The organism is Azotobacter vinelandii CA (assembly GCF_000380335.1).
Classification (GTDB): domain Bacteria; phylum Pseudomonadota; class Gammaproteobacteria; order Pseudomonadales; family Pseudomonadaceae; genus Azotobacter; species Azotobacter vinelandii.
In genome coordinates this window covers 78,048-101,489 of record NC_021149.1, presented here as the reverse complement: position 1 = coordinate 101,489, position 23,442 = coordinate 78,048, and the positions used below count along the sequence as shown (strand labels likewise).

The 23,442-nt window shown below is 66.9% G+C and carries 24 protein-coding genes; 15 read left to right on the top strand and 9 right to left on the bottom strand.

From position 1 onward, the window contains the following. The first annotated feature begins 27 nt into the window (after positions 1 to 27). Both AVCA_RS00485 and AVCA_RS00480 read left to right on the top strand, forming a co-directional pair. Positions 28 to 582 (top strand): cytochrome c oxidase assembly protein, encoded by a 555-nt coding sequence (locus tag AVCA_RS00485; protein WP_012698795.1) that lies wholly within the window; start codon positions 28 to 30, stop codon positions 580 to 582. 14 nt (positions 583 to 596) lie between these two features. Then, a complete protein-coding gene (locus AVCA_RS00480; RefSeq protein WP_012698794.1) occupies positions 597 to 1,487 on the top strand; it encodes a cytochrome c oxidase subunit 3 in 891 nt (296 codons plus the stop codon). A 163-nt stretch (positions 1,488 to 1,650) separates the two neighbouring features. Here the strand turns inward: AVCA_RS00480 and AVCA_RS00475 are convergent, their stop codons facing one another. Continuing rightward, entirely contained in the window at positions 1,651 to 1,857 is a 207-nt protein-coding gene (locus AVCA_RS00475) for a twin transmembrane helix small protein (protein ID WP_012698793.1), read from the bottom strand. A gap of 29 nt (positions 1,858 to 1,886) precedes the next feature. Between AVCA_RS00475 and AVCA_RS00470 the strand changes: the two genes are divergently transcribed. The 5 genes from AVCA_RS00470 (at position 1,887) to AVCA_RS00450 (ending at position 6,233) form a co-directional block, all read left to right on the top strand. Next, positions 1,887 to 2,654 carry an SURF1 family protein gene (locus tag AVCA_RS00470; RefSeq protein ID WP_012698792.1) on the top strand — a complete coding sequence of 256 codons (768 nt, stop codon included), beginning with the start codon at positions 1,887 to 1,889 and terminating at the stop codon, positions 2,652 to 2,654. Next, complete coding sequence (locus AVCA_RS00465) at positions 2,629 to 3,216, top strand: hypothetical protein (RefSeq protein ID WP_012698791.1); 588 nt, start codon at positions 2,629 to 2,631, stop codon at positions 3,214 to 3,216. Before AVCA_RS00470 ends, AVCA_RS00465 begins: the two co-directional genes overlap by 26 nt. 40 nt (positions 3,217 to 3,256) lie before the next feature. Next, positions 3,257 to 4,327 (top strand): COX15/CtaA family protein, encoded by a 1,071-nt coding sequence (locus AVCA_RS00460; protein ID WP_012698790.1) that lies wholly within the window; start codon positions 3,257 to 3,259, stop codon positions 4,325 to 4,327. Positions 4,328 to 4,413: 86 nt separating this feature from the next. Further along, positions 4,414 to 5,313 (top strand): heme o synthase, encoded by a 900-nt coding sequence (gene cyoE, locus AVCA_RS00455; protein WP_012698789.1) that lies wholly within the window; start codon positions 4,414 to 4,416, stop codon positions 5,311 to 5,313. A 284-nt stretch (positions 5,314 to 5,597) separates the two neighbouring features. Beyond that, the gene (locus AVCA_RS00450; RefSeq protein ID WP_012698788.1) at positions 5,598 to 6,233 is read left to right on the top strand and encodes an SCO family protein; all 636 of its coding nucleotides are present in this window, start codon (positions 5,598 to 5,600) and stop codon (positions 6,231 to 6,233) included. Between the two features lie 18 nt (positions 6,234 to 6,251). Here the strand turns inward: AVCA_RS00450 and AVCA_RS00445 are convergent, their stop codons facing one another. The 4 genes from AVCA_RS00445 to AVCA_RS00430 all read right to left on the bottom strand — a co-directional run bounded on the left by AVCA_RS00445 (position 6,252) and on the right by AVCA_RS00430 (position 11,492). After that, positions 6,252 to 7,523: an OprD family porin gene (locus AVCA_RS00445; protein ID WP_012698787.1), complete on the bottom strand. Its 1,272-nt coding sequence runs from the start codon at positions 7,521 to 7,523 to the stop codon at positions 6,252 to 6,254. Positions 7,524 to 7,672: 149 nt separating this feature from the next. Beyond that, a complete protein-coding gene (locus AVCA_RS00440; RefSeq protein WP_012698786.1) occupies positions 7,673 to 8,992 on the bottom strand; it encodes a c-type cytochrome in 1,320 nt (439 codons plus the stop codon). Between the two features lie 11 nt (positions 8,993 to 9,003). Then, on the bottom strand, positions 9,004 to 10,779 hold the full coding sequence (locus tag AVCA_RS00435) for a GMC family oxidoreductase (protein ID WP_012698785.1): 1,776 nt from the start codon (positions 10,777 to 10,779) through the stop codon (positions 9,004 to 9,006). A gap of 2 nt (positions 10,780 to 10,781) precedes the next feature. After that, positions 10,782 to 11,492, bottom strand: a complete 711-nt coding sequence (locus AVCA_RS00430; protein WP_012698784.1) for a gluconate 2-dehydrogenase subunit 3 family protein — start codon at positions 11,490 to 11,492, stop codon at positions 10,782 to 10,784. Positions 11,493 to 11,974: 482 nt separating this feature from the next. On the opposite strand from AVCA_RS00430, the gene AVCA_RS00425 reads away from it, so the two are divergent. Then, positions 11,975 to 12,958: a zinc-dependent alcohol dehydrogenase family protein gene (locus AVCA_RS00425; RefSeq protein WP_012698783.1), complete on the top strand. Its 984-nt coding sequence runs from the start codon at positions 11,975 to 11,977 to the stop codon at positions 12,956 to 12,958. A gap of 152 nt (positions 12,959 to 13,110) precedes the next feature. On the opposite strand, the gene AVCA_RS00420 is transcribed toward AVCA_RS00425, so the two are convergent. From AVCA_RS00420 to AVCA_RS00405, 4 genes are all read right to left on the bottom strand, one after another. Next, positions 13,111 to 13,497: a hypothetical protein gene (locus tag AVCA_RS00420; protein WP_012698782.1), complete on the bottom strand. Its 387-nt coding sequence runs from the start codon at positions 13,495 to 13,497 to the stop codon at positions 13,111 to 13,113. An 87-nt stretch (positions 13,498 to 13,584) separates the two neighbouring features. Then, a complete protein-coding gene (gene znuB / locus AVCA_RS00415) occupies positions 13,585 to 14,373 on the bottom strand; it encodes a zinc ABC transporter permease subunit ZnuB (RefSeq protein ID WP_012698781.1) in 789 nt (262 codons plus the stop codon). Continuing rightward, the gene (znuC, locus tag AVCA_RS00410; protein WP_012698780.1) at positions 14,366 to 15,139 is read right to left on the bottom strand and encodes a zinc ABC transporter ATP-binding protein ZnuC; all 774 of its coding nucleotides are present in this window, start codon (positions 15,137 to 15,139) and stop codon (positions 14,366 to 14,368) included. Before znuC ends, znuB begins: the two co-directional genes overlap by 8 nt. Then, positions 15,136 to 15,621 (bottom strand): Fur family transcriptional regulator, encoded by a 486-nt coding sequence (locus AVCA_RS00405; protein WP_012698779.1) that lies wholly within the window; start codon positions 15,619 to 15,621, stop codon positions 15,136 to 15,138. Before AVCA_RS00405 ends, znuC begins: the two co-directional genes overlap by 4 nt. 62 nt (positions 15,622 to 15,683) lie before the next feature. Between AVCA_RS00405 and AVCA_RS00400 the strand changes: the two genes are divergently transcribed. The 7 genes from AVCA_RS00400 to AVCA_RS00370 all read left to right on the top strand — a co-directional run bounded on the left by AVCA_RS00400 (position 15,684) and on the right by AVCA_RS00370 (position 23,358). Then, positions 15,684 to 16,577, top strand: a complete 894-nt coding sequence (locus tag AVCA_RS00400) for a zinc ABC transporter substrate-binding protein (RefSeq protein WP_012698778.1) — start codon at positions 15,684 to 15,686, stop codon at positions 16,575 to 16,577. 128 nt (positions 16,578 to 16,705) lie between these two features. Beyond that, entirely contained in the window at positions 16,706 to 17,647 is a 942-nt protein-coding gene (locus AVCA_RS00395) for a transglutaminase family protein (RefSeq protein ID WP_012698777.1), read from the top strand. Between the two features lie 30 nt (positions 17,648 to 17,677). Continuing rightward, entirely contained in the window at positions 17,678 to 19,819 is a 2,142-nt protein-coding gene (locus AVCA_RS00390; protein ID WP_012698776.1) for an adenosylcobalamin-dependent ribonucleoside-diphosphate reductase, read from the top strand. A 63-nt stretch (positions 19,820 to 19,882) separates the two neighbouring features. Beyond that, on the top strand, positions 19,883 to 20,566 hold the full coding sequence (locus AVCA_RS00385; protein WP_012698775.1) for a TSCPD domain-containing protein: 684 nt from the start codon (positions 19,883 to 19,885) through the stop codon (positions 20,564 to 20,566). Between the two features lie 236 nt (positions 20,567 to 20,802). Further along, positions 20,803 to 21,366 (top strand): cysteine hydrolase family protein, encoded by a 564-nt coding sequence (locus AVCA_RS00380; RefSeq protein ID WP_012698774.1) that lies wholly within the window; start codon positions 20,803 to 20,805, stop codon positions 21,364 to 21,366. A 713-nt stretch (positions 21,367 to 22,079) separates the two neighbouring features. Next, positions 22,080 to 22,286, top strand: coding sequence for a hypothetical protein (locus tag AVCA_RS00375; protein ID WP_041806849.1), 207 nt, complete (start codon positions 22,080 to 22,082; stop codon positions 22,284 to 22,286). A 592-nt stretch (positions 22,287 to 22,878) separates the two neighbouring features. Next, positions 22,879 to 23,358, top strand: coding sequence for a hypothetical protein (locus AVCA_RS00370; protein WP_231876391.1), 480 nt, complete (start codon positions 22,879 to 22,881; stop codon positions 23,356 to 23,358). Positions 23,359 to 23,442 lie beyond the last annotated feature (84 nt).

Genomic DNA, 23,442 nt, shown 5'->3' with positions numbered 1-23,442 from the left:
AATGAACGCTCGCCGGGAGTCGGAATCATGAACGACGGCCTGCCCACCGCCCGCCTGGTCCGCCGCCTGCTGCTGGTGGTGGTGGCCATGTTCGCCTTCGGCTTCGCCCTGGTGCCGCTGTACGACGTGATGTGCCAGGCCTTCGGCATCAACGGCAAGACCGCCGGCGCCTGGCGGGGCACGCAGACGGTGGACGAGTCGCGCAGCGTGCGCGTGCAGTTCCTCGCTAGCAACGCCGCCGGCATGAGCTGGGAATTCCGGCCGCTGCAGGACGAGCTGACGGTGCATCCCGGCGCCAGCAACCAGATGCTGTTCGTCGCCCGCAACCCGGGCGACCGGCCGATGACCGCCCAGGCCATCCCCAGCGTCGCCCCGGCCCGGGCGGCGGCCTGGTTCCACAAGACCGAGTGCTTCTGCTTCACCCAGCAGGTCCTCGCACCGGGCGAACGCATCGAGATGCCGGTGCGCTTCGTCGTCGACCGCGACCTGCCGGCCGACGTGCGGCACCTGACCCTCGGCTACACGCTGTTCGACATCACCGGGCGCCAGGAGCCGCCGGCGCAGGCCGCCCGTTCCCGTTAAGGAGAAGAACGATCATGTCGACGCCCCACGAGCACTATTACGTCCCCGCCCAGAGCAAGTGGCCGATCGTCGCCACCCTCGGCCTGCTGACCACCGTCTTCGGGCTCGGCAGTTGGTTCAACGACCTCAAGGCCGGCCGCGACGAGATTTCCGGCCCGGTGATCTTCTTCGTCGGCGCCCTGCTGATCGCCTGGATGCTGTTCGGCTGGTTCGGCAGCGTGATCCGCGAAGGCCGCGCCGGACTCTACAGCGCGCAGATGGACCGCTCGTTCCGCTGGGGCATGAGCTGGTTCATCTTCTCCGAGGTGATGTTCTTCCTGGCCTTCTTCGGCGCCCTCTTCTACATCCGCTACTGGACCGGCCCCTGGCTCGCCGGCGAGGGCGACAAGGGCATCAGCCACATGCTCTGGCCGAACTTCCAGTACACCTGGCCGCTGCTGGAGAACCCCGATCCCAAGCAGTTTCCGGCGCCGAAGGGGACCATCAGCGCCTGGTCGCTGCCGCTGGTCAACACCATCCTGCTGGTGTCCTCCAGCTTCACCGTGACCTTCGCCCACCACGCGCTGAAGGACGGCGACCGCCGCAAGCTGAAGCTCTGGCTGGCGCTGACCATCGGGCTCGGGGCGACCTTCCTGATCCTGCAGGCCGAGGAATACGCGCATGCCTACCGGGAGCTGGGGCTGACCCTGGGCTCGGGAATCTACGGCGCCACCTTCTTCATGCTCACCGGCTTCCACGGCGCCCACGTGACCATCGGCGCGATCATCCTCGCGGTGATGCTGGTCCGCGTGCTGCGTGGCCACTTCACCCCCGATGAGCACTTCGGCTTCGAGGCGGCGAGCTGGTACTGGCACTTCGTGGACGTGGTGTGGATCTGCCTGTTCGTCTTCGTCTACGTGCTCTGAGCATGGGGTGGGACAGGACATAGGGTGGGTAACGGCGCAGCCTTACCCACCAGAACCAAGGTGCCTGGTGGAAAACTCGCACAGCGATTTTCCACCGCATGGAACACCCACGGCGGGAAAGACCTGCGGTCGTTTCCCACCCTACGAAACTACGAAACGGCGGCTACCAGGTCACATGGGAAACGAGCTGGCCGCTGTAGAGGCCCCAGGCGACCAGCGCCAGGATCAGCGCGGCCAGTCCGACCCGGACGTACAGCGCATGCAGTACCCGGTGGGTGCGGCCGGCGTCGCGGACCAGGAAGAACAGACCGCTGAACAGGCTGGCGAGCATCGCCAGCAGCGACAGGACAATCGCCACCTTGAGCGACATGGACGGCTCCGGGGGATTAAGGAGGATGCGTGCAGTATAGTCCGCCGTCGAAAACGCCCGGCCGCGCGCCGTGGCGTCGCTTCCGCCCCGGCTGGGCGCCGAGCCTGCTGGTCGTGCTGCTGTTGCCGCTGCTGATCGGCCTGGGCCTCTGGCAACTGTCGCGGGCCGAGGACAAGCGAGCCCTGCTCGCCGGCTTCGAGGCCCGCCGCCAGGCCGAACCGGTCGACCCGGCGACGCTGCAAGCCGCCGGCGCGCCGGCCTGGCAACGGGTGCGCCTGCATGGCCGCTTCGACCCGCAGCACAGCCTGCTGCTGGACAGCCGCACCCGTGCCGGCCGGCCCGGCGTCGAACTGCTGCAACCCTTTCGCGACGACAGCGGCCGCTGGCTGCTGCTCAACCGCGGCTGGCTGCCCTGGCCCGACCGCCGCGTGGCGCCGGCCTTCGCCACGCCGGACGGCGCCCTGGCGCTGACCGCCTGGGTCTACCGCTCGCCCGGCAATCCCTTCCTGCTCGAACAGGTCGCCGGCGACGCCTGGCCACGGCTGGTCAACCGGGTCGACGCCGCCGCCCTCTGGCGCGAGCTGGGCCGCGACGGGCTGCCCGTCGAGCTGCGCCTGGAGCCCGGCCCCGCGGCCTACGCGGTGGACTGGCCGCCGCTCGCCATGAGCCCGGAGAAGCACCTGGGCTACGCCGTGCAGTGGTTCGCCCTGGCCGCCGCCCTGCTCGCCCTGTTCGTCTACCTCGGCATCCACAACGCACGGGAGACTTCGCATGTCGTCGCTCACCGCCCGGACTGACCCCCGCCACTCGCCCCGGCGCGGCCGCCTGCAACTGCTGGCGCTCTTCGCCGTGGTCCTCGGCCCCATGCTGCTGGCCGGCGCCATGTACCACTGGCGTTTCTGGGTGCCGGAAGGACGCACCTACCACGGCACGCTGATCGGCACCGGCCAGAGCCGCGCCGGGCTGGGCGTCGAGTCGGACGAGCACGCCGAGTCGCGCTGGCAGTTGCTGGTCACCGCCCCGGAGGAATGCGCGGCGGACTGCCGGCGCCTGGTCTACCTGGCCCGGCAGATCCACATCGGCCTCGGCCGCGAGGCCGACCGCGGCGCCCACGCCCTGGCCGCGGGCCAGCCGCCGGCGGCCGAGGAGAGACGGCGGCTGGAACGCGAATACCCGCAGCTCGGCCATTACCGCCTGGAACGCACGGCCTACGAGCGGGCGACGCCGGGGCTGTCCGGCGCGCAACTGTGGATCGTCGATCCGCTCGGCAACCTGGTGCTGCGCTACGGCGCCGAGACCGACGGCAAGGGCGTACTGGAAGACCTGCGCCTGCTGCTCAAGCTGTCGAAGATCGGCTGAGCGGCGCCGGAACGGATCGTCGACGGAACGGGAGATCGCCATGCCGACACTTCGCAAGCCGGGCTTTCGCCTGGCCCTGTTCGCCACCCTGCTGGCCTTCGCGGTGGTACTGCTGGGGGCCTACACCCGCCTGACCCACGCCGGGCTCGGCTGCCCGGACTGGCCGGGCTGCTACGGCTTTCTCGCGGTGCCGAGCGGCGAGGCGCAACTGGCCCACGCCGAACGCCGCTTCCCCGATGCGCCGGTGGAAGCGGAGAAGGGCTGGAACGAGATGATCCACCGCTACTTCGCCGGCAGCCTGGGGCTGCTCATCCTCGCCCTGGCGCTGCAGGCGCTGCGCCGCCGGACCGACGCCGGCCAGCCGCGCGGACTGCCGCTGGCGCTGCTCGGGGTGGTGGTCGCCCAGGCGCTGTTCGGCATGTGGACCGTGACCCTCAAGCTCTGGCCGCAGGTGGTGGTCGCCCACCTGCTCGGCGGCATGACCACCCTCGCCCTGCTCTTCCTGCTCGCCCTGCGCCTCGCCGGCCGCATCCCCGCCCTGCCCGCGCCGGCGCCCGGACTGCGCCTCCTGGCCGGCGCCGCGCTGGCGCTGAGCGTCGGGCAGATCGCCCTGGGCGGCTGGGTCAGCAGCAACTACGCGGCGGTGGCCTGCCTCGACCTGCCCACCTGCCACGGTCAGTGGTGGCCGCAGGGCATGGATTTCGCCAACGCCTTCCACCTGACCCAGGCAATCGGCCCCAACTACCTGGGCGGCATGCTCGACGGCCCGGCGCGCACCGCCATCCACCTGAGCCACCGTCTCGGCGCCCTGGCCGTCGCCCTGACCCTCGCCGCGCTGGCCTGGCGGCTGTGGCGCCACGGTCTCGGCCGGTTCGCCGCCCTGCTGCTGGCCGCGCTTCTGCTGCAGATCGGGCTGGGTGTCGGCAACGTGCTCTGGCAGTTGCCGCTGCCGCTGGCGGTCGCCCACAACGGTGGCGCCGCCCTGCTGCTGCTGAGCCTGGTGCTGGTCAACTACCGGCTGCGCGTGCGGCCGGCGCGCGATTTCGATGGCTCCCGCGCTCCTGCGTGGGAGTCCCGGACAGGACGCTCCGCGTCTGCGGACCTGGGGTGAGGAGCGCCGAGTGTTCCGGGTTGCGTTCCCACGCGGCCTGGGAACGATCCATCGCAGGACAAGAACGACGACAAGGAGAAACGACCATGGCCACCCTACTCGCCACCCGTGGCAACCGGGCCACCTGGCGCGACTATCTGGAGCTGACCAAACCCAAGGTGGTGGTGCTGATGCTGATCACCTCGCTGGTCGGCATGTTCCTCGCCTCGCGCGCCGGCGTGCCCTGGACGGTACTGCTGTTCGGCAACCTCGGCATCGGCCTCTGCGCCGGCGCGGCGGCGGCGGTCAACCATGTGGTCGACCGGCGCATCGACGCGCTGATGGCGCGCACCCGCCGCCGGCCGCTGGCCGAGGGCCGCGTCGCGCCGCTCGCCGCGCTGGGTTTCGCGCTGGCGCTGGCAGTGGCCGGCATGGCCCTGCTGCTGACCTTCACCAATCCGCTGGCGGCCTGGCTGACCCTGGCCTCGCTGCTCGGCTACGCGGTGCTCTACACCGGCTTTCTCAAGCGCGCCACGCCGCAGAACATCGTCATCGGCGGCCTGGCCGGCGCCGCCCCACCGCTGCTCGGCTGGGTCGCGGTGAGCGGCCAGTTGTCCGCCGAGCCGCTGCTCCTGGTGCTGATCGTCTTCACCTGGACCCCGCCGCATTTCTGGGCGCTGGCCATCCACCGCAAGGCCGAATACGCCAAGGCCGAGATCCCCATGCTGCCGGTGACCCACGGCGAGGCCTACACCAAGCTGCACATCCTGCTCTACACCCTGGCGCTGCTGGCGGTGACCCTGCTGCCCTACGCCATCCACATGAGCGGCCCGCTGTACCTGCTCTGCGCCCTGCTCCTCGGCGGACGCTTCCTGCACTGGGCCTGGGCCCTGTACAAGGACAGCAAGCCCCACGCGGCGATCGGCACCTTCAAATACAGCATTCGTTACCTGTTCCTGCTGTTCATCGCCCTGCTGGTGGATCACTATCTGCCGCTGACCCTATAGGGGCTGTTGACACTACTCTCCGCGAGCCGCGTTGCTGCGGCAAATGGCGCCAGGCGAGGCGCGGGACGCAGGGAATGGCATTCCCTTGCCAAGTCCCGCAACGACGCATGGCGCCATTTGCCGCGCAACCCGCAGGGACGGGCCCGTTTTTGCGCGGAGCGTCGTTGCTCATCGTTCGTTTGGAATGACCAAACTTCTCTCCTCGCGCCTAACCCCGCGCAAAAACGGGCTCCGTCGCGGACGCGTAGAGTAGTATCAACAGCCCCTAATGCCCAGGACCGCCCATGACCCGCATCCAGAAGACCGTTCTCATCCTCGTCGCGCTGATCGCCATCGTGCTCGGCCTGACCTTTTCCAAGGTGCTGAACGGTCCGCGCCAGGCCGATTCGGCGCAGCTTCTGGAGGCGGGCATCGTCCTGCTGCCGCAGGGCCGCCCCCTGCCCGCGCTCAGCCTGACCGACCAGGACGGCCAGCCGGTCGCGCTGCAGTCGCTCACCGGCAAGTGGAGCCTGGTGTTCTTCGGCTATACCTTCTGCCCGGACATCTGTCCGACCACCCTCGCCCAGTTGCGCCAGCTCGAAAGCCAGTTGCCGCCGGCGACCCGCGAGCGCCTGCAGGTGGTGATGGTCAGCGTCGATCCGCAGCGCGACACCCCGGCCCAGCTCAAGCAGTACCTGGCCTTCTTCGATCCGGACTATCGCGGCCTGACCGGCGAACTGGCGGACATCCAGCGCCTGGCCAACACCCTCGGCATCCCCTTCATCCCCGGCGACCCCAGCCGGGAGAACTACACCGTGGACCACAGCGGCAACCTCGCCCTGCTCGGCCCGGACGGCACCCAGCGCGGTTTCGTTCGCGCCCCGCTGAACGTCGCCAAGCTGGCCGAACGCCTGCCGCTGCTGGTCGAGACCCAGCCCTGAGGGGCCGCCGTCCGCGATTCAGAACAACGACATCGGATAGCCGACGATCAGCCGGTTGTCGTCGAACTTGTTGTCGGCGCCCCAGTCGCGACGCACCGTCGAGTTCCGCCAGCGCAGGGTCAGGTTCTTCAGCGGGCCGCTCTGCACCGCGTAGGCCAGCTCGGTCTCGCGGTTCCATTCCTCGCCGTCGTCGATACCGCCCGCATGCACGTTGTGGCCCTTGATGTAGCGGGTCATCAGGGTCAGGCCGGGGATGCCCAGGGCGGTGAAGTTGCAGTCGTAGCGGACCTGCCAGGAGCGTTCGCGGGCGTTGTCGAAGCTGCCGTTGTAGCTGTCGTTGGCCGCCGTGCCGCCGCTGGTGCCGTTGACCCGCAGCCAGCGGTCGTCGCCGCCGACCCGCTGCAGGCCCAGGTAGAAGACGTGCGCGCCATGCTTGAGCGAGAACATCCCGGTCAGCAGGCTGTTGTCCAGGTCGCCGGCCTGGGCGCTGCCGTCCTCCTCGCCGTCGAAGTAGCCGAGGTTGGCGCCCAGGGTCCAGTCCTTGCCCAGCGGCTGGCTGTGCAGCACCTGGAAGTAGCGCTGCTTGTAGATGTCCTCCAGTTGGCCGAACCAGGCACCGATTTGGGTGCGGTTGTCGTTGAAGGCGTATTCGGCGCCGGCGAAGCTGAAGCGGTCGGAGGTGACGCTGGCGTTGCCGACCCAGCTCATGTCTTCGAGGCTGCTGTCGTCGCGCGGGCTGTTGCCGCGAAAGCGCCCGCCGTAGAGGGTCAGGTTGCGGACCTCCTTGGCGGTGAACATGCCGCCCTGGAAGGTCTGCGGCAGCGAGCGGCCGTCGTCGGAGCGCAGGATCGGCAGCGCCGGCGACCACTCGCCGAGCTTCGCCTCGGTCTTCGAGAAGCGCAGCTTGCCGGCCACCGCCAGGCGGCCGAAGTCGTCGGCCGGCTTGCCGTCCTTGCCGACGGGCAAAAGCTGGGTGCCGCCGGTGCCCTTGCCGCCGTCGAGCTTGACCGACCGGAGGCCGAGGATGTCGATGCCGAAGCCGATCGGGCCTTCGGTGTAACCGGACCTGAGATCGAGGATGAAGCTTTGGGTCCACTCTTCGGCCTTGCTTCGGGTAGCGCCATCTTCGACGAAATTGCGATGGATGTAGAAGTTGCGCAGGGTCAGGGTGCCCTGGCTGTCCTCCAGGAAGCCGGCCAGGACCGGCGTGCCGGGAAACAGCCCGGCGAAAGCCAGGGTCAGCGCGCAAGCGCGTGACCCGGAGAGCGACGAGTCATTCCGGTTATTCAATTGCGATGTTCCACGAGACGAAAAAAGTTCAAGCCTTCCCCTCCGCGGCGGCGGATAGTCGTGCGGCGGGAAAAAGGTCCGGCGGTCGCTGCCGAACCCGTCTGGAAGCGAAGCGCTCCGGGCGTCCGGCCGGACGCCCGGAAGCCGCTTCAGTGCTGCGGCGCTAGCGCGTGAGGATCGGGGATCTGCCCCAGGGGCGGCACATCCAGCTCCGCGCGCAGGTGCTCGACCTGTTCGGCGCTCACCGCCGGCGCCCGGTTGCCCCAACTGGTGCGGATGAAGTTCACCACGTCGGCGACCTGCTGGTCGGTCAGGCGCCAGCTGAACGGCGGCATGGTGAAAGCCGAGGGCGCCTGATGGGTCGCCGGCAGGGTGTCGCCCTTGAGCACGATGTGGATCAGCGAGGTGGCGTCGTCGCCGTTGACCACCGGGTTGCCGGCCAGCGCCGGGAACACCCGCGCGTAGCCCTGGCCGTCGGTACGGTGGCAGGCGGCGCAGTTGTCGATGTAGAGCGCCGCGCCGGTCTTGCTGTCGTCGCCGTGGTACAGCGCCTTGCTCACCTTGTCGTCGTAGGCGTACGCCGGTTCGCCGGGATCGCTCGCCGGCAGCGACTTCAGGTAGCGGGCGATGGCGGTGAGGTCGGCGTCGCTCATGTACTGCATGCTGTGCACCACCACCTCGGACATGCCGCCGAACACCGCCGTGCGATCGGTGCGTCCGGTGCGCAGGAAGCGCACCAGCTCTGCCTCGCTCCAACTGCCGATACCGGTCAGCGGGTCGCCGCGCAGGCTCTTGGCGATCCAGCCCTCCAGGGGCGCGCTACCGGCCAGGAAGTCCGGCCCCTCGCCGGCGCTCAGGGCCTTTTCCTGCATGCCGATGCCGCGCGGGGTGTGGCAGGCGCCGCAGTGACCGAGCCCGTCGACCAGGTAGGCGCCACGGGCCAGCACCGGGTCCTGGTCTTTGGCCGGCTCGAAGTCCTTTACCTCGGGAGCGAACACCCAGCGCCAGAAGGTCAGCGGCAGGCGCATCGACAGCGGCCATGGGATAGCGCTGTCTTTGTTGGCCTGCCTGACCGGCGCGACGCCCTGCATGAAGTAGGCGTAGAGCGCGCGCATGTCCTGCTCGGTGACCCGCGCGTAGGACGGATAGGGCATGGCCGGGTAGAGGCTGTAGCCTTGCTTGGCGATACCGTGGCGTACCGCCTTGTCGAAGTCCTCGAAGCTGTAGTCGCCGATGCCGGTTTCCCGGTCCGGGGTGATGTTGGTGGAGAACAGGGTGCCGATCGGCGTTTCCATCGGCAGGCCGCCGGCGAACGGCTGGCCGCCCTTGGCGGTATGGCAGGCCACGCAGTCGCCGGCGCGGGCCAGGTATTCGCCTTTCTTCAGCAGTTCCGGGTCGACCGCCTCGGCGGCCGAGGCGCCGAACGCGAACAGGGTCGACAGGCCGAACAGGTATGGGATCAGTTTCATCGTCGCGCTCCTCAGGCCTGGACCAGCGGGCCGGGGTTCTTCAGGTACTGCTCGCGGATCGCCTTGGCCGACCAGTAGGCCAGCGCCGCCACCAGGCCGGTGGGGTTGTAGCCGGTACCCTGAGGGAACGCCGAGGCGCCGATGACGAAGACGTTGTGCACGTCCCAGCTCTGCAGATAGCGGTTGACGGCGCTGGTCTTCGGATCGGAACCCATGATCGCGCCGCCGAGCAGGTGGGTGGTCTGGTAGGCGCGGGTGTCGAAGCGGTCGCCGAAGTTCTTGACGTGGACGGCGATGGCCTTGGGGTTCATCGCCCCGGCGATCTTGCGCATCTGCTCGGTGACGTAGCGCGTCATCTTGTACTCGTTTTCCTTCCAGTCGAAGGTCATGCGCAACAGCGGCTGGCCGTAGGCGTCCTTGTAGGTGGGATCGAGGTCCAGATAGTTGTCCCGGTAGCTCATGTTGCTGCCGTGGGCGTCCATCGACAGGGTATGGGTGTAGGCGTCCCTGGCCGCCTGCTTCCAGCCGCTGCCCCAGGTCGGCGAGCCGGGCGGCAGGCTCAGGCCGCGGATCGGCTTGCTGCCGGCCTGATTGACCCAGAACGGCGAACCGCCGACGAAACCGAGCGGGCCATGGTCGAAGTTGTCGGAGTTGAAGTCGTCCACCGCCACGCCGCCGCCGCCGGTGCCGATGAAGGGGTTGGTGTGCACGTCGCGGTCGAAGAAGGCCTTGATGGTGGCCATGTTCTGGTAGGCGAAGTTCTTGCCCACCACGCCTTCGCCGGTGCGCGGGTCGTACGGCTTGCCGATCCCGGACAGCAGCATCAGGTGCACGTTGTGGAACTGGAAGGCGCTGACGATCACCAGGTCGGCCGGCTGGACGATCTCGCGGCCCTGGGCGTCGACGTAGGTGACGCCGGTGGCGCGCTTGCCGTCGCTGTCCAGGTTGACCCGGAGCACATTGCTGTTGACGCGCAGCTCGAACAGTTCGCTCTGCTTCAGCGCCGGCAGAATGTTCAGGTTCGGCGAGGCCTTGGAGTACATGTAGCAGGCATAGCCGCTGCAGAAGCCGCAGAAGTTGCACGGTCCCATCTGCACGCCGTAGGGGTTGGTCCAGGGGCCGGAGGCGTTGGCCGCGGGCATCGCGTAGGGGTGCATGCCGACTTCCTCGGCCGCCTTGCGGAACAGGTGGGCGGAGTGGACGTCCTTCAGCGCGGGCAGCGGGAAGCCATCGGAGCGGTCCGGCGCGAAGGGGTTGCCGTCGCCGACCACTTGGCCCTTGACCTTGTAGGCGGTACCCGAGGTGCCGAAGACCTTCTCGGCGAAGTCGAAGTGCGGCTCGAGTTCCTCGTAGCTGACGCCGTAGTCCTGGATGGTCATGCCCTCGGGGATGAAGCCCTTGCCGTAGCGCTCCTCGTAGTGACTGCGCAGGCGCAGTTCCTCGGGCATGATCCGGAAATGCACGCCGGACCAGTGCAGGCCGGCGCCGCCGACGCCGTTGCCGGGCAGGAAGGCGGAGAGCTGGCGGTAGGGCAGCGCGGTGTCGTCGATGCCGTGGCGGACGGTCACGGTGCTCCTCGACAGGTCCTGGAACAGCTTGCCACGACTGTTGTAGGTCAGTTCGTCGAGGGTGTTGGGATAGGCGCCGTCGGGATAGGTGTCCTGGTAGGGGCCGCGCTCCAGGGCGACCACCTGCAGGCCCGCCTCGGTCAGCTCCTTGGCGAGGATCGCGCCAGCCCAGCCGAAGCCGACCACCACGGCGTTCACGGGTTTGAGTGTCGTCGCCATGTTCAGCCCCTCTCTCCGGAAATCGAGACCGGCGGGAAGGGATACTTCTCGTTGCGGTCGACCCAGTCCATGAAGTCGGCGCGCGCGCCGGGAAAGCCCACCAGTTTCCAGCCGGCCAGGCCACGGTTGCCGCCGTGGATCGGATCGGCGAAGAAGCCCTCGCGGGTGTTCTGCCAGAGCTGGCTGAACAGCAGGACGGACGGCAGGTCCTGCAGGTCGATCCGGCCGCCTTCCAGTTGGTGCAGCAGATCGTCCTGGGCGGCCGGCTCCAGCTCGGCGAAGGTCTTGCCGTGCTGGCCCTTGCACCAGCGATCCAGCGCGGCGATGCCGATGCGGTAGATGTCGCGCGGCACCAGCTTCGACTGGTGGCCGAACTGCGGCGCGGCGTCGGCGGCGAAGGGCGCCTGCATGTACCAGAGGTTGCCGTGGCCGTAGGCGGTTTCCAGTTGGCGGTCGATGAATTCCGGTACGCCGGCCTCGACCGCGCCGGGGCCGTTGGCGTCGCTGGGGATCAGCCTGGCCACGGCGGCGTTGACGAAGGCCCACTCGGCGGCGGAGAAGAAGCGGGGCTGATAGGGGTTCTGCGCGGCGGGGGCGGCTTGGCCGAAGGCCGTCGTCGCTACGCCGTAGCCGGCCACGGTGATTGCCGGAATCACGGCCAATGTTTTACGCAGGAAGTCGCGTCGGCCATTGAAAGCCTTGTCGTCGGGCATGGAGGCACCTCAGTGATCGCAGTAAATCCCAGTCTCGCTCTGGACTGGTCGAGTTGAACGAACGTGTCGCGCGTCCCTGCATGACGAAAGGTTTCACCCGGGAAAGGGTCCGTTGGCCGCGTTGGGCTGTTTCGATGCGGATCCCGACCTTTCGCGAGACGCCGGCAGGCGTGAGCGAAGGCGGACTTTCCCGAATGGCGTACGGGAACGCGTCATGGCATCGGCCGTGTCGCCAGGAAGGCTCCGGCCGTAAACGAACAGGCGGGATCGTGCGTGGACCTGGACCTCTTCTTATCGGCGGAGGCTTCTTCCAGGATTGAAACCGATTTCATTGAACAATAAAAAACGCAGCAAAGATAGCGCTATCTTTTAATGATTACCGGGCGTTCGCCCTGCGGATCGCGCCTTGCGGACAAGAATTGCCGCACGGTCTGTCCATGGCCCTATGCTGATGGGAACCCGAAGCAAGAAGGAGATCGCGGATGCGCGCCATGCTGCTGGAAAGGGTCGGTCATCCCCTGGTGCTGCGCGAGTTGCCCACCCCGCAGCCGGGACCGGGCGAAGTGCGCGTGCGGGTCGGCGCCTGCGGGGTTTGCCGCACCGACCTGCATGTGGTCGACGGCGAGCTGCCGGCGGTGAACCCGCCGGTCATCCCCGGCCACGAGATCGTCGGCCGGGTGGACGCCGTCGGCCCGGGCGTCGAGGGCTTCGCACTCGGCCAGCGAGTCGGCATCCCCTGGCTGGGACACACCTGCGGGCACTGCTGGTACTGCCGGCACGAGGCGGAGAACCTCTGCGACGCGCCGCAGTTCACCGGCTACACCCGCCCCGGCGGCTACGCCGAACAGGTGGTGGCCGACGCCCGTTTCACCTTCGCCCTGGGCGAGGACGGCGACGACGTGGCCCTGGCGCCATTGCTCTGCGCCGGGCTGATCGGCTGGCGCTCGCTGGTCAAGGCGGGCCCGGCCAGGCGCCTCGGCCTCTACGGCTTCGGCGCGGCGGCGCACATCGTCATGCAGGTGGCGCGCTGGCAGGGTCGCGAGGTGTACGCCTTCAGCCGGCCCGGCGACCTCGCCGCCCAGGACTTCGCCCGCTCGCTCGGCGCGGCCTGGGCCGGCGGCTCCGACCAGTTGCCGCCGGAGCCGCTGGACGCGGCGATCCTCTACGCGCCGGCCGGCGAACTGGTGCCCACCGCCCTGCGCGCGCTGCGCAAGGGCGGTCGGGTGGTCTGCGCCGGCATCCACATGAGCGACATCCCGAGCTTTCCCTACGACATCCTCTGGGAGGAACGCGAGGTGGTGTCGGTAGCCAACCTGACCCGCCAGGACGGCCTCGACTTCTTCGCCGTCGCCGAACAGGCCGGCATCCGCACGGAAACCCACCGCTATGCCCTGGAGGATGCCAACCGGGCACTGGACGACCTGCGTCACGGGCGTTTCCAAGGCGCGGCGGTGCTGGTGCCCTGAGTGGGGAGAAGAGGCTGGTGGAAAACCGCTGCGCGGGTTTTCCGGCCTGGCGGGCACGGGCTGGGTCAGCCGCGCGGTGATCCGTCAAGGATACCGCCAAGCATCCGCATGGCCGGCCCGCGGCTCGATCCGCCGCCCCGCGAGGGCCGACCTCAGGGTTTGGCGGTCGCGCCGCTCTGGCGCGGCAGGCTCAGCGCCGGAGCCCTGGGCATCAGCGCGCGGGCGTTGCCCAGGGCGGTGGCGGCCTCGCTCATGTCACCGCGCTCGATGGCCTGCTCGCCGTGCCTGAGCCAGGCCTCGGCCAGGCGCCGCTGGTAGGTTTCCAGCGTGGGGCCGGGCTGCTCGGCCTGCAGGCGCTTGAAGCTGGCGGTGGCCGCGGCCAGATCGCCCTCGCCCAGTTGCCGTTCCAGTTCCTGGCTGAGGCTCGGCGGAGACGGCGGCGGAGCGGTGTCGGCGGACTCCGTCGCCCTGTGCTGGCAAGCGGCGAGCAACAGCGGCAGCAACAACGGGGACAGGTAGCGAAGGAGCGGCGCGGACATGGACGGGATTCTCGGATCGTTTTCTTTCACCCACTCTACACCTGCCGCCGGCTTATCAGAAAGCAGACCCCGGCGCGATGCCCGAGTTCAACCGGCGCGACGCGGCAGGAGCAGGCCGGCGAGGAACAGCACGGCCGCGCAAACCACGATGGACGGCCCGGCCGGCGTGTCCTGGAACCAGGACAGCGACAGCCCGGCGCAGACCGCGACCACCCCCAGGAAACTGGCGCCGGCGGCCATCTGCTCGGGGGTGCGGGCGTGACGCTGGGCGGCCGCGGCCGGGATGATCAAAAGCGAGGTGATCAGCAACACGCCGACGATCTTCATCGCCACCGCGATCACCAGGGCGATCAGCAGCATCAGCGCCAGGCGGATGCCGGCCACCGGCAGTCCCTCCACCCGCGCCAGTTCCTCGTGCACGGTGATTGCCAAAAGCGGCCGCCACAGCGGCACCAGCAGCAGCATGACCAGCGCGCTGCCGCCGAGAATCCAGGCCAGATCGCCCGGCCCCACCGCCAGCAGATCGCCGAACAGGTAGCTCATCAGGTCGATACGCACGTCGTCCATGAAGCTCAGCACCACCAGGCCGAGCGACAGGGTACTCGGCGCGAGGATGCCGAGCAGGGTATCCGAGGCCAGCGCCTGGCGCTGCTGCAGGGCCACCAGCAGCACGGCGAGCAGCAGGCAGCCGGCGATCACCGCCAGGGTCGGACTGACGTCGAGCAGCAGGCCGACCGCCACGCCGAGCAGCGCGGCATGCGACAGGGTATCGCCGAAGTAGGCCATGCGCCGCCAGACCACGAAGGAGCCCAGCGGCCCGGCGACCAGCGCCAGGGCGAGCCCGGCGAGCAGGGCGTTGAGCAGGAAATCAGCCATGGTTGCAATCGGGACCCTGTACGTGGGATTTGCGCAGCACCACGCCGCCGTGCAGGTCGTGGGCGTGGTCGTGATGATGCTGGTAGAACGCCAGGCTGCGCGCCGCCTGGCCGAACAGGGCGACGAAGGCCGGATCGCCGCTGACCTGCTCGGGCCGCCCCGAGCAGCAGATGTGGTGGTTCAGGCAGACCACCTGGTCGGTGGTGCTCATCACCAGGTTGAGGTCATGGGAAACCATCAGCACGCCGCAGCCGTGGCGCTCGCGCAACCGGGTGATCAGCCGATACAGCTCGGCCTGGCCGGCCACGTCGACGCCCTGCACCGGCTCGTCGAGCACCAGCAGCTCGGGCCGGCGCAGCAGCGCCCGGGCCAGCAGCACGCGCTGCAGCTCGCCGCCGGAGATGTTCTGCAACGGACTGTCGACGACCTGTGTGGCGCCGACCTCGGCGAGCGCGGCGACGGCGGCGGTACGGTCGACGCCGGGCACCAGGCGCAGAAAGCGCAGCACCGTCAGCGGCAGGCTGGGATTGACCTGCAGCTTCTGCGGCATGTAGCCGATGCACAACCGCGGCCGGCGCCAGACCGTGCCGGCATCGGGCTTCAGCAGGCCGAGCACGACGCGCACCAGGGTGGTCTTGCCGGCGCCGTTGGGGCCGATCAGGGTGACGATCTCGCCGGGCTGCACGCACAAATGCACGTCGTGCAGCATCTGCCGGCCGGCGAAGGCGATGCGCACCCCGTCGAGACGGACCAGGCTGTCGCTCATGGCGCGGCCTGGCAGTTGGCGCAGAGACCGACCACCTCCACGGTCTGTCCCTCGACCCGGAAGCCCAGCTCCCTGGCGCTGTCGAGAATGCTCTCGCTGATCGCCGAACCTTCCAGCTCGATGGCCGCGTGGCACTGCCGGCAGATGAAGAACTGGCCCTGGTGGGCGCGATCCGGGCGATTGCAGCCGACGAAGGCGTTGAGCGAGGCGATGCGGTGCACCAGACCCTGTTCCAGGAGGAAGTCCAGCGCCCGGTAGACGGTCGGCGGCGCCGCGCGGCGGCCGTCCTGCTCGCTCAGTACGGCGAGAATGTCGTAGGCGCCGAGCGGCCTGTGGCTCTGCCAGACCAGCTCCAGCACGCGCCGGCGCAGGGCGGTCAGGCGCACGCCCTGGCGGCTGCAGAGGTTCTCGGCCTCGGCCAGCGCCTGGCTGATGCAGTGACTGTGGTCGTGGGGCCGGCAGGCCAGGGGCGGGGTGGTCATGGGCGACTTCCGGTTGGAGAGACGTTATTCTATTACACTTTCGTCTCGGGGGTCTGCCCGTCATGTTCCGTCCTCTCGTTGCCCTGCTGTTCGTCGGCTGCGTGGCTTCGGCAACGGCCGAAGTACGTCTGCTGACCAGCGTGAAGCCGCTGCAGCTGATCGCCGCCGCCGTGCAGGACGGCACCGGCAGCCCCGCGGTATTGCTGCCGCCCGGCGCCTCGCCGCACCACTACGCGCTGCGTCCCTCCGACGTGCGCGCGCTGCGCGAGGCGACGCTGTTCTACTGGATCGGCCCCGATCTGGAGAGTTTCCTGCCCAGGGTGCTGGAAGGGCGCCAGGGGCCGAGCCTGGCCGTGCAGACGCTGCCCGGCCTGCAGTTGCGCCACTTCGAAGCAGCGGGAAACGAGGACGAACACGACCACGCCCACCACCCCGGCAGCCTGGACGTCCACCTCTGGCTGCTGCCGGCCAACGCCCGGCTGATCGCCGAGCGGATGGCCGCCGACCTGGCCGCCGCCGCCCCGGACAACGCCGCCCGCTACCAGACCAACCTCGCCGACTTCCGGACCCGCCTGGAAGCGCTCGACCGGCGCCTCGAGGCGCGCCTGGAGAAGCTCGCCGGCAAGCCCTATTTCGTCTTCCACGAGGCCTACGGCTACTTCGAGGCCGCCTACGGCCTCCGGCATGCCGGAACGTTCAGCGTTTCCCCGGAAGTCCAGCCCGGCGCCCGCCAGGTCGCCCACATGCGCCAGCGCCTGCAGGCGGCCGGGCCGACCTGCGTGTTCAGCGAACCGCCCCTGCAGCCGCGCCTGGCGCAAACCCTGAGCGCCGGCCTGCCGGTGCGCCTGGCCGAACTCGACCCACTGGGCAGCGGCATCCCGGTCGGGCCGCAGGGCTACGAGCGGTTGCTCGAAAATCTCGCCGAGGGACTGGCCGGCTGCCTGGAAGCGCTATAGCCATTTCCCCGCATGCCGTTCGCGAAGCACCGGTCGGGGCACCGGAACCGCCACTTCCGCCACCAGTCCGATCCAGAACGGCAAGCCGATGCCATCGGCGACGACAAGACACAAGACAAGGAGAGGACATGCAGCGCTACAAGATCGTTCATCGCACCCATTACGGCTTCACCGAACCCGTCGAACTGGGACCGCACTCCCTGTTGCTGCGCCCGCGCGAAGGCCATGAGCTGCGCATCGAGTCCTCGAAGCTGCACATCGAGCCCACCCCGGCCAGCCTGAGCTGGTTCCGCGACGCGGAAGACAATTCCGTGGCGATCGCCACCTTCCAGGGAGCCACCGAACGGCTGACCATCGAGAGCGAGATCGTCATCCAGCAGTACAACGAGACGCCGCTGGACTTCATGGTCGCCGACTATGCGGTGAACTATCCTTTCGTCTACAAACCCGACGACAGGGCGGTGCTCTCGCCCTACATGAACTCCGCCGAGCATACTGGCAGCGACCAGCTCGACGACTGGCTCGCCAAGATCTGGCAGCCGGGCGAACCGATCCAGACCTACGCCCTGCTGCGGCGGATCAACGAGCACATCCCCAGGACGCTGGCCTACCAGATGCGCGAGGAGCCCGGCGTGCAGGGCGCGGTGGAGACGCTCGCACTCGGCACGGGCTCCTGCCGCGACTTCGCCAACCTGTTCATGGAGGCGGCCCGCCTGCTCGGCCTGCCGGCCCGCTTCGTCAGCGGCTACCTGCACGTCGAGCCGGCAGGACTGCAGGACGGCTCGACCCACGCCTGGGCCGAGGTCTACCTGCCGGGCGCCGGCTGGAAGGGCTTCGATCCGACCCACGGGGAAGTGGTGGGCACCAACTACATCGCCGTGGCCGTGGCGCGCCAGCCCGAATCGGTACCGCCGGTGGCCGGCTCCTTCGTCGGGCCGCTGGGCGCGGGCCGGCTCGAAGTGAGCGTCTGCGTGAACCGAGAGCTGCTTGCCGGCGAGGAAGAGCAGGAAGTGGAAGTGAAGAAAGCCGGGACGCCCCAGCCCGCGGACCGGGAAAAGGCGAAAAAATAGGAGAGTCCCCCGCACGAGAGGCCCGGGAACATGGCGAAGCACGGCGAACCCTTGTCGCAGGGCCTGGGCGACATCCCCCTGCAGGCCGCCTCCGAGGACATCTGGGCGCAGAAGTACCGCCTGGTCGAACCCGACGGCACGCCGGTCGATGCCGACATCGACGCCACCCGGCAGCGCATCGCCCGCGCCCTCGCCGAAATCGAGCGCGAGGATGTTCGCGAACACTGGTACCGGCAGTTCCTCTGGGCCCTGCGCAACGGCGCCATCCCCGCTGGACGGATCGTCGCCAATGCCGGCGCCCAGGTCTGGCGACCGGCCACCTCGACGATCAACTGCACCGTCTCCGGGACCCTCTACGACGCCATGGACGACATTCTCGCCAAGGTCCAGGAGGCCGGACTGACACTGAAGGCGGGATGCGGCATCGGCTACGAGTTCTCCACCCTGCGCCCGCACGGCGCCTTCGTCTCCGGCGCCGGCGCGCGTACCAGCGGGCCGCTGTCGTTCATGGACATCTTCGACAGGATGTGCTTCACCGTCAGCTCCGCCGGCGGGCGGCGCGGCGCGCAGATGGCCACCTTCGACGTGGCCCACCCGGACGTGCGCGAGTTCATCCGCGCCAAGCGCGAGGACGGCCGCCTGCGCCAGTTCAACTTGAGCCTGTTGATCACCGACGAATTCATGCAGGCGGTGGAGAACGACGCCGAATGGCCGCTGGTATTCCCGGTGCATCCCAAGGAGGCGGCCGAGCTGGACCTCGGCGACCCGAACCAGGTGCTCTGGCGCGACTGGCCGCTGCACGAGGGCTACCCCGTGCGCGACGACGGCAAGGTGGCCTGCAGGATCTACGGCAAGGTCCGCGCCCGCCACCTGTGGGACATGCTGATGGTCTCCACCTACGATTTCGCCGAGCCGGGCTTCATCCTCATCGACCGGGTCAACCAGTTGAACAACAACTGGTGGTGCGAGGAGATACGGGCGACCAACCCCTGTGGCGAACAACCGCTTCCCCCCTACGGCTCCTGCCTGCTCGGCTCGGTCAACCTGACCGCCTTCGTCGAAGAGCCGTTCACGGCCAGGGCGCGCTTCGACTGGGAACGCTTCCGCCAGGTGGTGCGCATCTTCACCCGCCTCCTGGACAACGTGGTGGAGATCAACAACCTGCCGCTGCAGGCGCAGCGCCGCGAGATCCTCGACAAACGCCGCCACGGCATGGGCTTTCTCGGCCTCGGCTCGGCGCTGACCCTGCTCAGGCTGCGCTACGGCAGCCCCGAGGCCTGCGTGTTCACCGAGGAAGTGGCCCGCGAGATGGCGCTGGTCGGCTGGGAGGTGGCGCTGGAACTGGCGAAGGAAAAGGGCCCGGCGCCGCTGCTGGCGCAGGAATTCGAGGTCACCGCGAAGATGCTGCGCCAGCGCCCGGAGATGGCCACCGACGGCTATCGGGTCGGCGACCGGGTAGCGGGCCGCGTGCTGCACGCGCGCTACTCGCGCTATATGCAGCGTCTGGCCGAATTCGCTCCCGAACTCATCGCCGCGCTGGCCGAACAAGGTGCGCGCTTCACCCACCACACGTCGATCGCGCCGACCGGCACCATCAGCCTGAGCCTGGCCAACAACGCTTCCAACGGCATCGAACCGAGCTTCGCCCACCAGTATTCGCGCAACCTGATCCGCCCCGGACGCAAGGCCAAGGAGAAGGTCGAGGTGTTCAGCTACGAACTGCTGGCCTACCGCGCCCTGGTCGATCCGCAGGCCCAGCCGGGCGGCGACGAGCCGGCGCACCGGCTGCCGGACTACTTCGTCAGCGCCGACGACATCGGCCCGACCCAGCACGTGGACATCCAGGCGGCGGCGCAGAAGTGGGTGGACTCGTCGCTCTCCAAGACCGCCAACGTGCCCACCGACTACCCCTTCGAGGCGTTCAAGGACATCTACCGCTACGCCTGGCGCCAGGGCCTCAAGGGCTGCACCACCTTCCGCTTCAACCCGACGGCCTTCCAGGGCGTGCTGGTGCGCGAGGCCGACCTCGCGAACACCCTGTACCGCTTCGAGCTGGAGGACGGCAGCGTGATCGAACTCAAGGGCAACGAACTGGTGGAATACGACGGCGAGGTGAACACCGCCGCCAACCTGTTCGACGCGCTGAAGGAAGGCTATTACGGAAAGTATTAGGACGTGTGGCTTGCAACTCCTTCTCCCCATCGGGGAGAAGGCTGGGGAGAGGGGAGAACGCCCATGACGGTCAGGATCACGCAGCGCATCAAGAGCTTCAAGGTGGTCGACGAACGCCTGCGGCCCGCCGCCGAAACCGATGCCGGAAAGCCGCCCGAGCAACTGGACGAGCATCTGGAACGCCCGGAGACGCTGATCGGCGTCACCTACAAGATCAAGTCGCCGCTGTTCGAGCACGCCCTCTACGTGACCATCAACGACATCCTGCTCAACGCCGGCACCCGCTTTGAACAGCGCCGGCCCTTCGAGATCTTCATCAACTCGAAGAACATGGACCACTTCCAGTGGATCGTCGCCCTCACCCGGATCATGTCCGCCGTGCTGCGCAAAGGCGGCGACTGCACCTTCCTGGTCGAGGAACTCAAGGCGGTGTTCGACCCGCGCGGCGGCTACCTGAAGAAGGGCGGCATCTACATGCCCTCGATCGTCGCCGAAATCGGCGCGGTGCTGGAGCGCCACCTGATCGCCATCGGCCTCCTGCGCGGCCACTCGCCGGACGAAGCCCAACGCCGCTACCTCGCCGAAAAGCGCGCCGCCTACGAAGCCAGCCAGGGCGCCGCCGCCCTGGAGCCCGGCGAAGGCTTCCCGCCCGGCGCGCAGCTTTGCGGGCAGTGCAACACTCAGGCGGTGGTGCAACTGGAAGGGTGTACCACATGCCTGAACTGTGGGCATTCGAAGTGCGGGTGACGACGGATCGAACGAACTGCCAACGCGCTCGCAATGGACCTGCCCGATGCGAATGGAGTAGTGTCCGGTGCCTGTGCGGTCATGCGTCTGGTCAGGTAGATGGAGTTTGCCGACCATGGGAACGGCCATCATGACCATGAAACTGACAGCCTGGACAGGGAAAGTGGCAAGCCGATCACCATGCCCAGCCGGGGTGTCATACGCCTGATGGTGTCCAATAACGGCTGGAGGTCTCCATGTCCATCGCTCTTATTCTGATCGACATTCAAAACGATTATTTTCCGGGCGGCACAATGGAACTCGTTGGAGCCGACCGTGCAGCAGAGCAGGCAGCCAAACTACTCGGCACCTTTCGCCTGAGAGACCTGCCGGTCATCCATATCCAGCACATTGCCGCTCGGGCCGGAGCAACATTTTTTCTTCCTGGCACCATCGGCGCAGAAATTCACGAATCCGTTCGCCCCAAGCAAAGCGAACCGGTTTTCCAGAAGCACTTTCCCAACAGTTTCCGTGAAACACCGCTGCTGGACCATTTGCATGGAGAAGGCATTTCCCAGTTGGTCATCGCCGGAATGATGACCCATATGTGTGTCGATACAACAATCCGTGCCGCAACCGATCTTGGTTTCTCCTGTTCGTTGGCGCATGATGCCTGCGCCACAAAAGCACTATCTTTCGACGGTGTTCAGGTATCGGCCGAACAGGTACAAATTTCTTACCTTGCAGCACTCAACGGCTTATTCGCAAAAGTCATATCCGTTAATGACCTGATCCCTGATATCCAAGGAACCCTCGAATAAGCCACCCTAAATAACGAAGTTGATGCCCCGGCGAGAGTCTATGCAACGGTGGAAAAGCCGCTTTCCGCTTCCTTGTTCGCTTGAGCGTTCAATGCATTTACCACTCTGCTGCGCAGAGCGGTGTGTATTCCTGAGATCGTAATATGGATATCTTCACAAAAGTTCTGACCATCTTTGTGCTATCACTAGCTGCAGCCTTCGTAGTTGGTGGCGTTATCAAACTTCTAGGAAAGGATCCAAACTGGCCGACTATGCTAGCAATAGCTTTAGGTATGCCCATTGGCCACTTGATTTCCGACTTGCTGTCGTTGGGCGAGACAATGCTCTACGTCGCAATTGGCGGCTGCACGGCAATCTTTTCAGCAGTCCTAGACTTGACATCCAAACGGTGCTTCGCGGCGCGCGATTAACTCGAAAGTCAGGCCTTTAAAAGGAGAGTGAGATGTCGAGTTTCCAGAGTACAAAGCGCGACGGATATCTCTTCATCGCTGCCGGACGCATGTTTTTCCTCGCTGCATACCTCGGCAAGCAAGTGACTTTATGTGGTTTTGGTGTAGCTTTCCTTGCCACTGGCACCTCCTATTTGGCTTGGACAAAGCGTGCTTGGCCTCTTTAAGACAGAGGCTCTTGGCGTCGAGCCCAACAATTCGTTCAGGGCGGATGGCTGTGCCGCAGCTTAATTCCAGCGTTAGAGCTTGAATGAGGAAAGTAATATGAATATGTGGCGATTGACTGCAGCGGTTATTGTAGCCAGTGCAATCACTGCGCTAGGTGTGATGGCGTGCGTCTGGCTTGCCAAGCTATTAGTGCCGGCCTTCCTCATACATAAGGACAGCGCCTGGTTCCTGCCAACAGTGCTTGCCTTGCCTGGTTTATCGGCCGTCTTGTTGGTATTCGGCAAGTGGCGGGCCAAGCCCTGATAATTCATTCAAGCCGACGCCGCTTCGCGGCACGACTTGACTCAAGCGTTAGACTCATAACCTTTGCAAGACAGACATCGCACCCCAAGATGAAATTCCAGTGCACCGACTACAAGAAGCTGTCTGGCAAGCAACAGGAAATCTACAACTTTCAGAAAGTCGCGGGCGTGTCTGCAACTACGCTTTCAATTACATCAAGCGGGCCGACGACTGGCTTGGCACTGATTTTTTCGTCTACTACAAGGATGGAATCGAAACCTTGAAGGTCCAGTTGAAGGGCGCTTGACCATCGACGGGAAGTATCTTGGCAAAGGTCTGTACATTGCATTTCCACTGGACGGCTGCTGATGCCTCCGCTCGAGCATCATTGCACGATGGTTCAGCTTTTCCCCGAAGAACCTCTTCAATGGGAGACGATTTTCATATGGAGAACTTCACCCATGACGGAATGTCCGGCGGAGTGATTTCTCCGAGCTTCTGGCGCGAAGCTGCGACTCCGTTATTACAGTCTCGATATACTGACGAAACATGACCGATCATTCCGGCGAATACCTTTCTCGATGCAATCCAACCCAGATGCCTGGTCACTGACTTGAACCGCTCCCGCGCCTCGTTCGCCCGATTCGTGGAACAGCGCCTTGGCCGCAGTGCCGGCCCGGCAACGCCACGAAGCATGTTCGCCCGGCCTTTTGGTGCGCCGACGCTGCGGATGTTCTGGTACTACTGGAACCCGGTCTATGGCTATGTACTGCGCTACTTCTGCTACGCCCCTCTGCGCCGGGTGTTCGGTCCGTCCATCTCGCTTCTGCTCACCTTCGCCGCCAGCGGTTTCCTGCTGCACGATGCGGTCCTGTTTCTGGTTCTCCGGCTCTCGGGCGTTTCTGCCCGGTTTTTCCCCGTGGTCACGGTCGGCTTCGTGATGGTGGCAATCGTCATACTCGTATCGGAACGTGCCGGCGTTACCTTGCGAAGTCTGTCTCCAGCCTGCCGGTGCATGGTCCACGCCTGCGTCCTGCTCGGTGCATTCGCCACTTCGCTACTGTTCGCGGCCTGGGTAACCGCTGGAACCTGACGTCTCCAGCGAGCAGCGAATCGGCATATATCCGTAGCCTTTCACTTTGCAGTCGGACTCGATGGCGCCGTAGTCAGGAGAGGC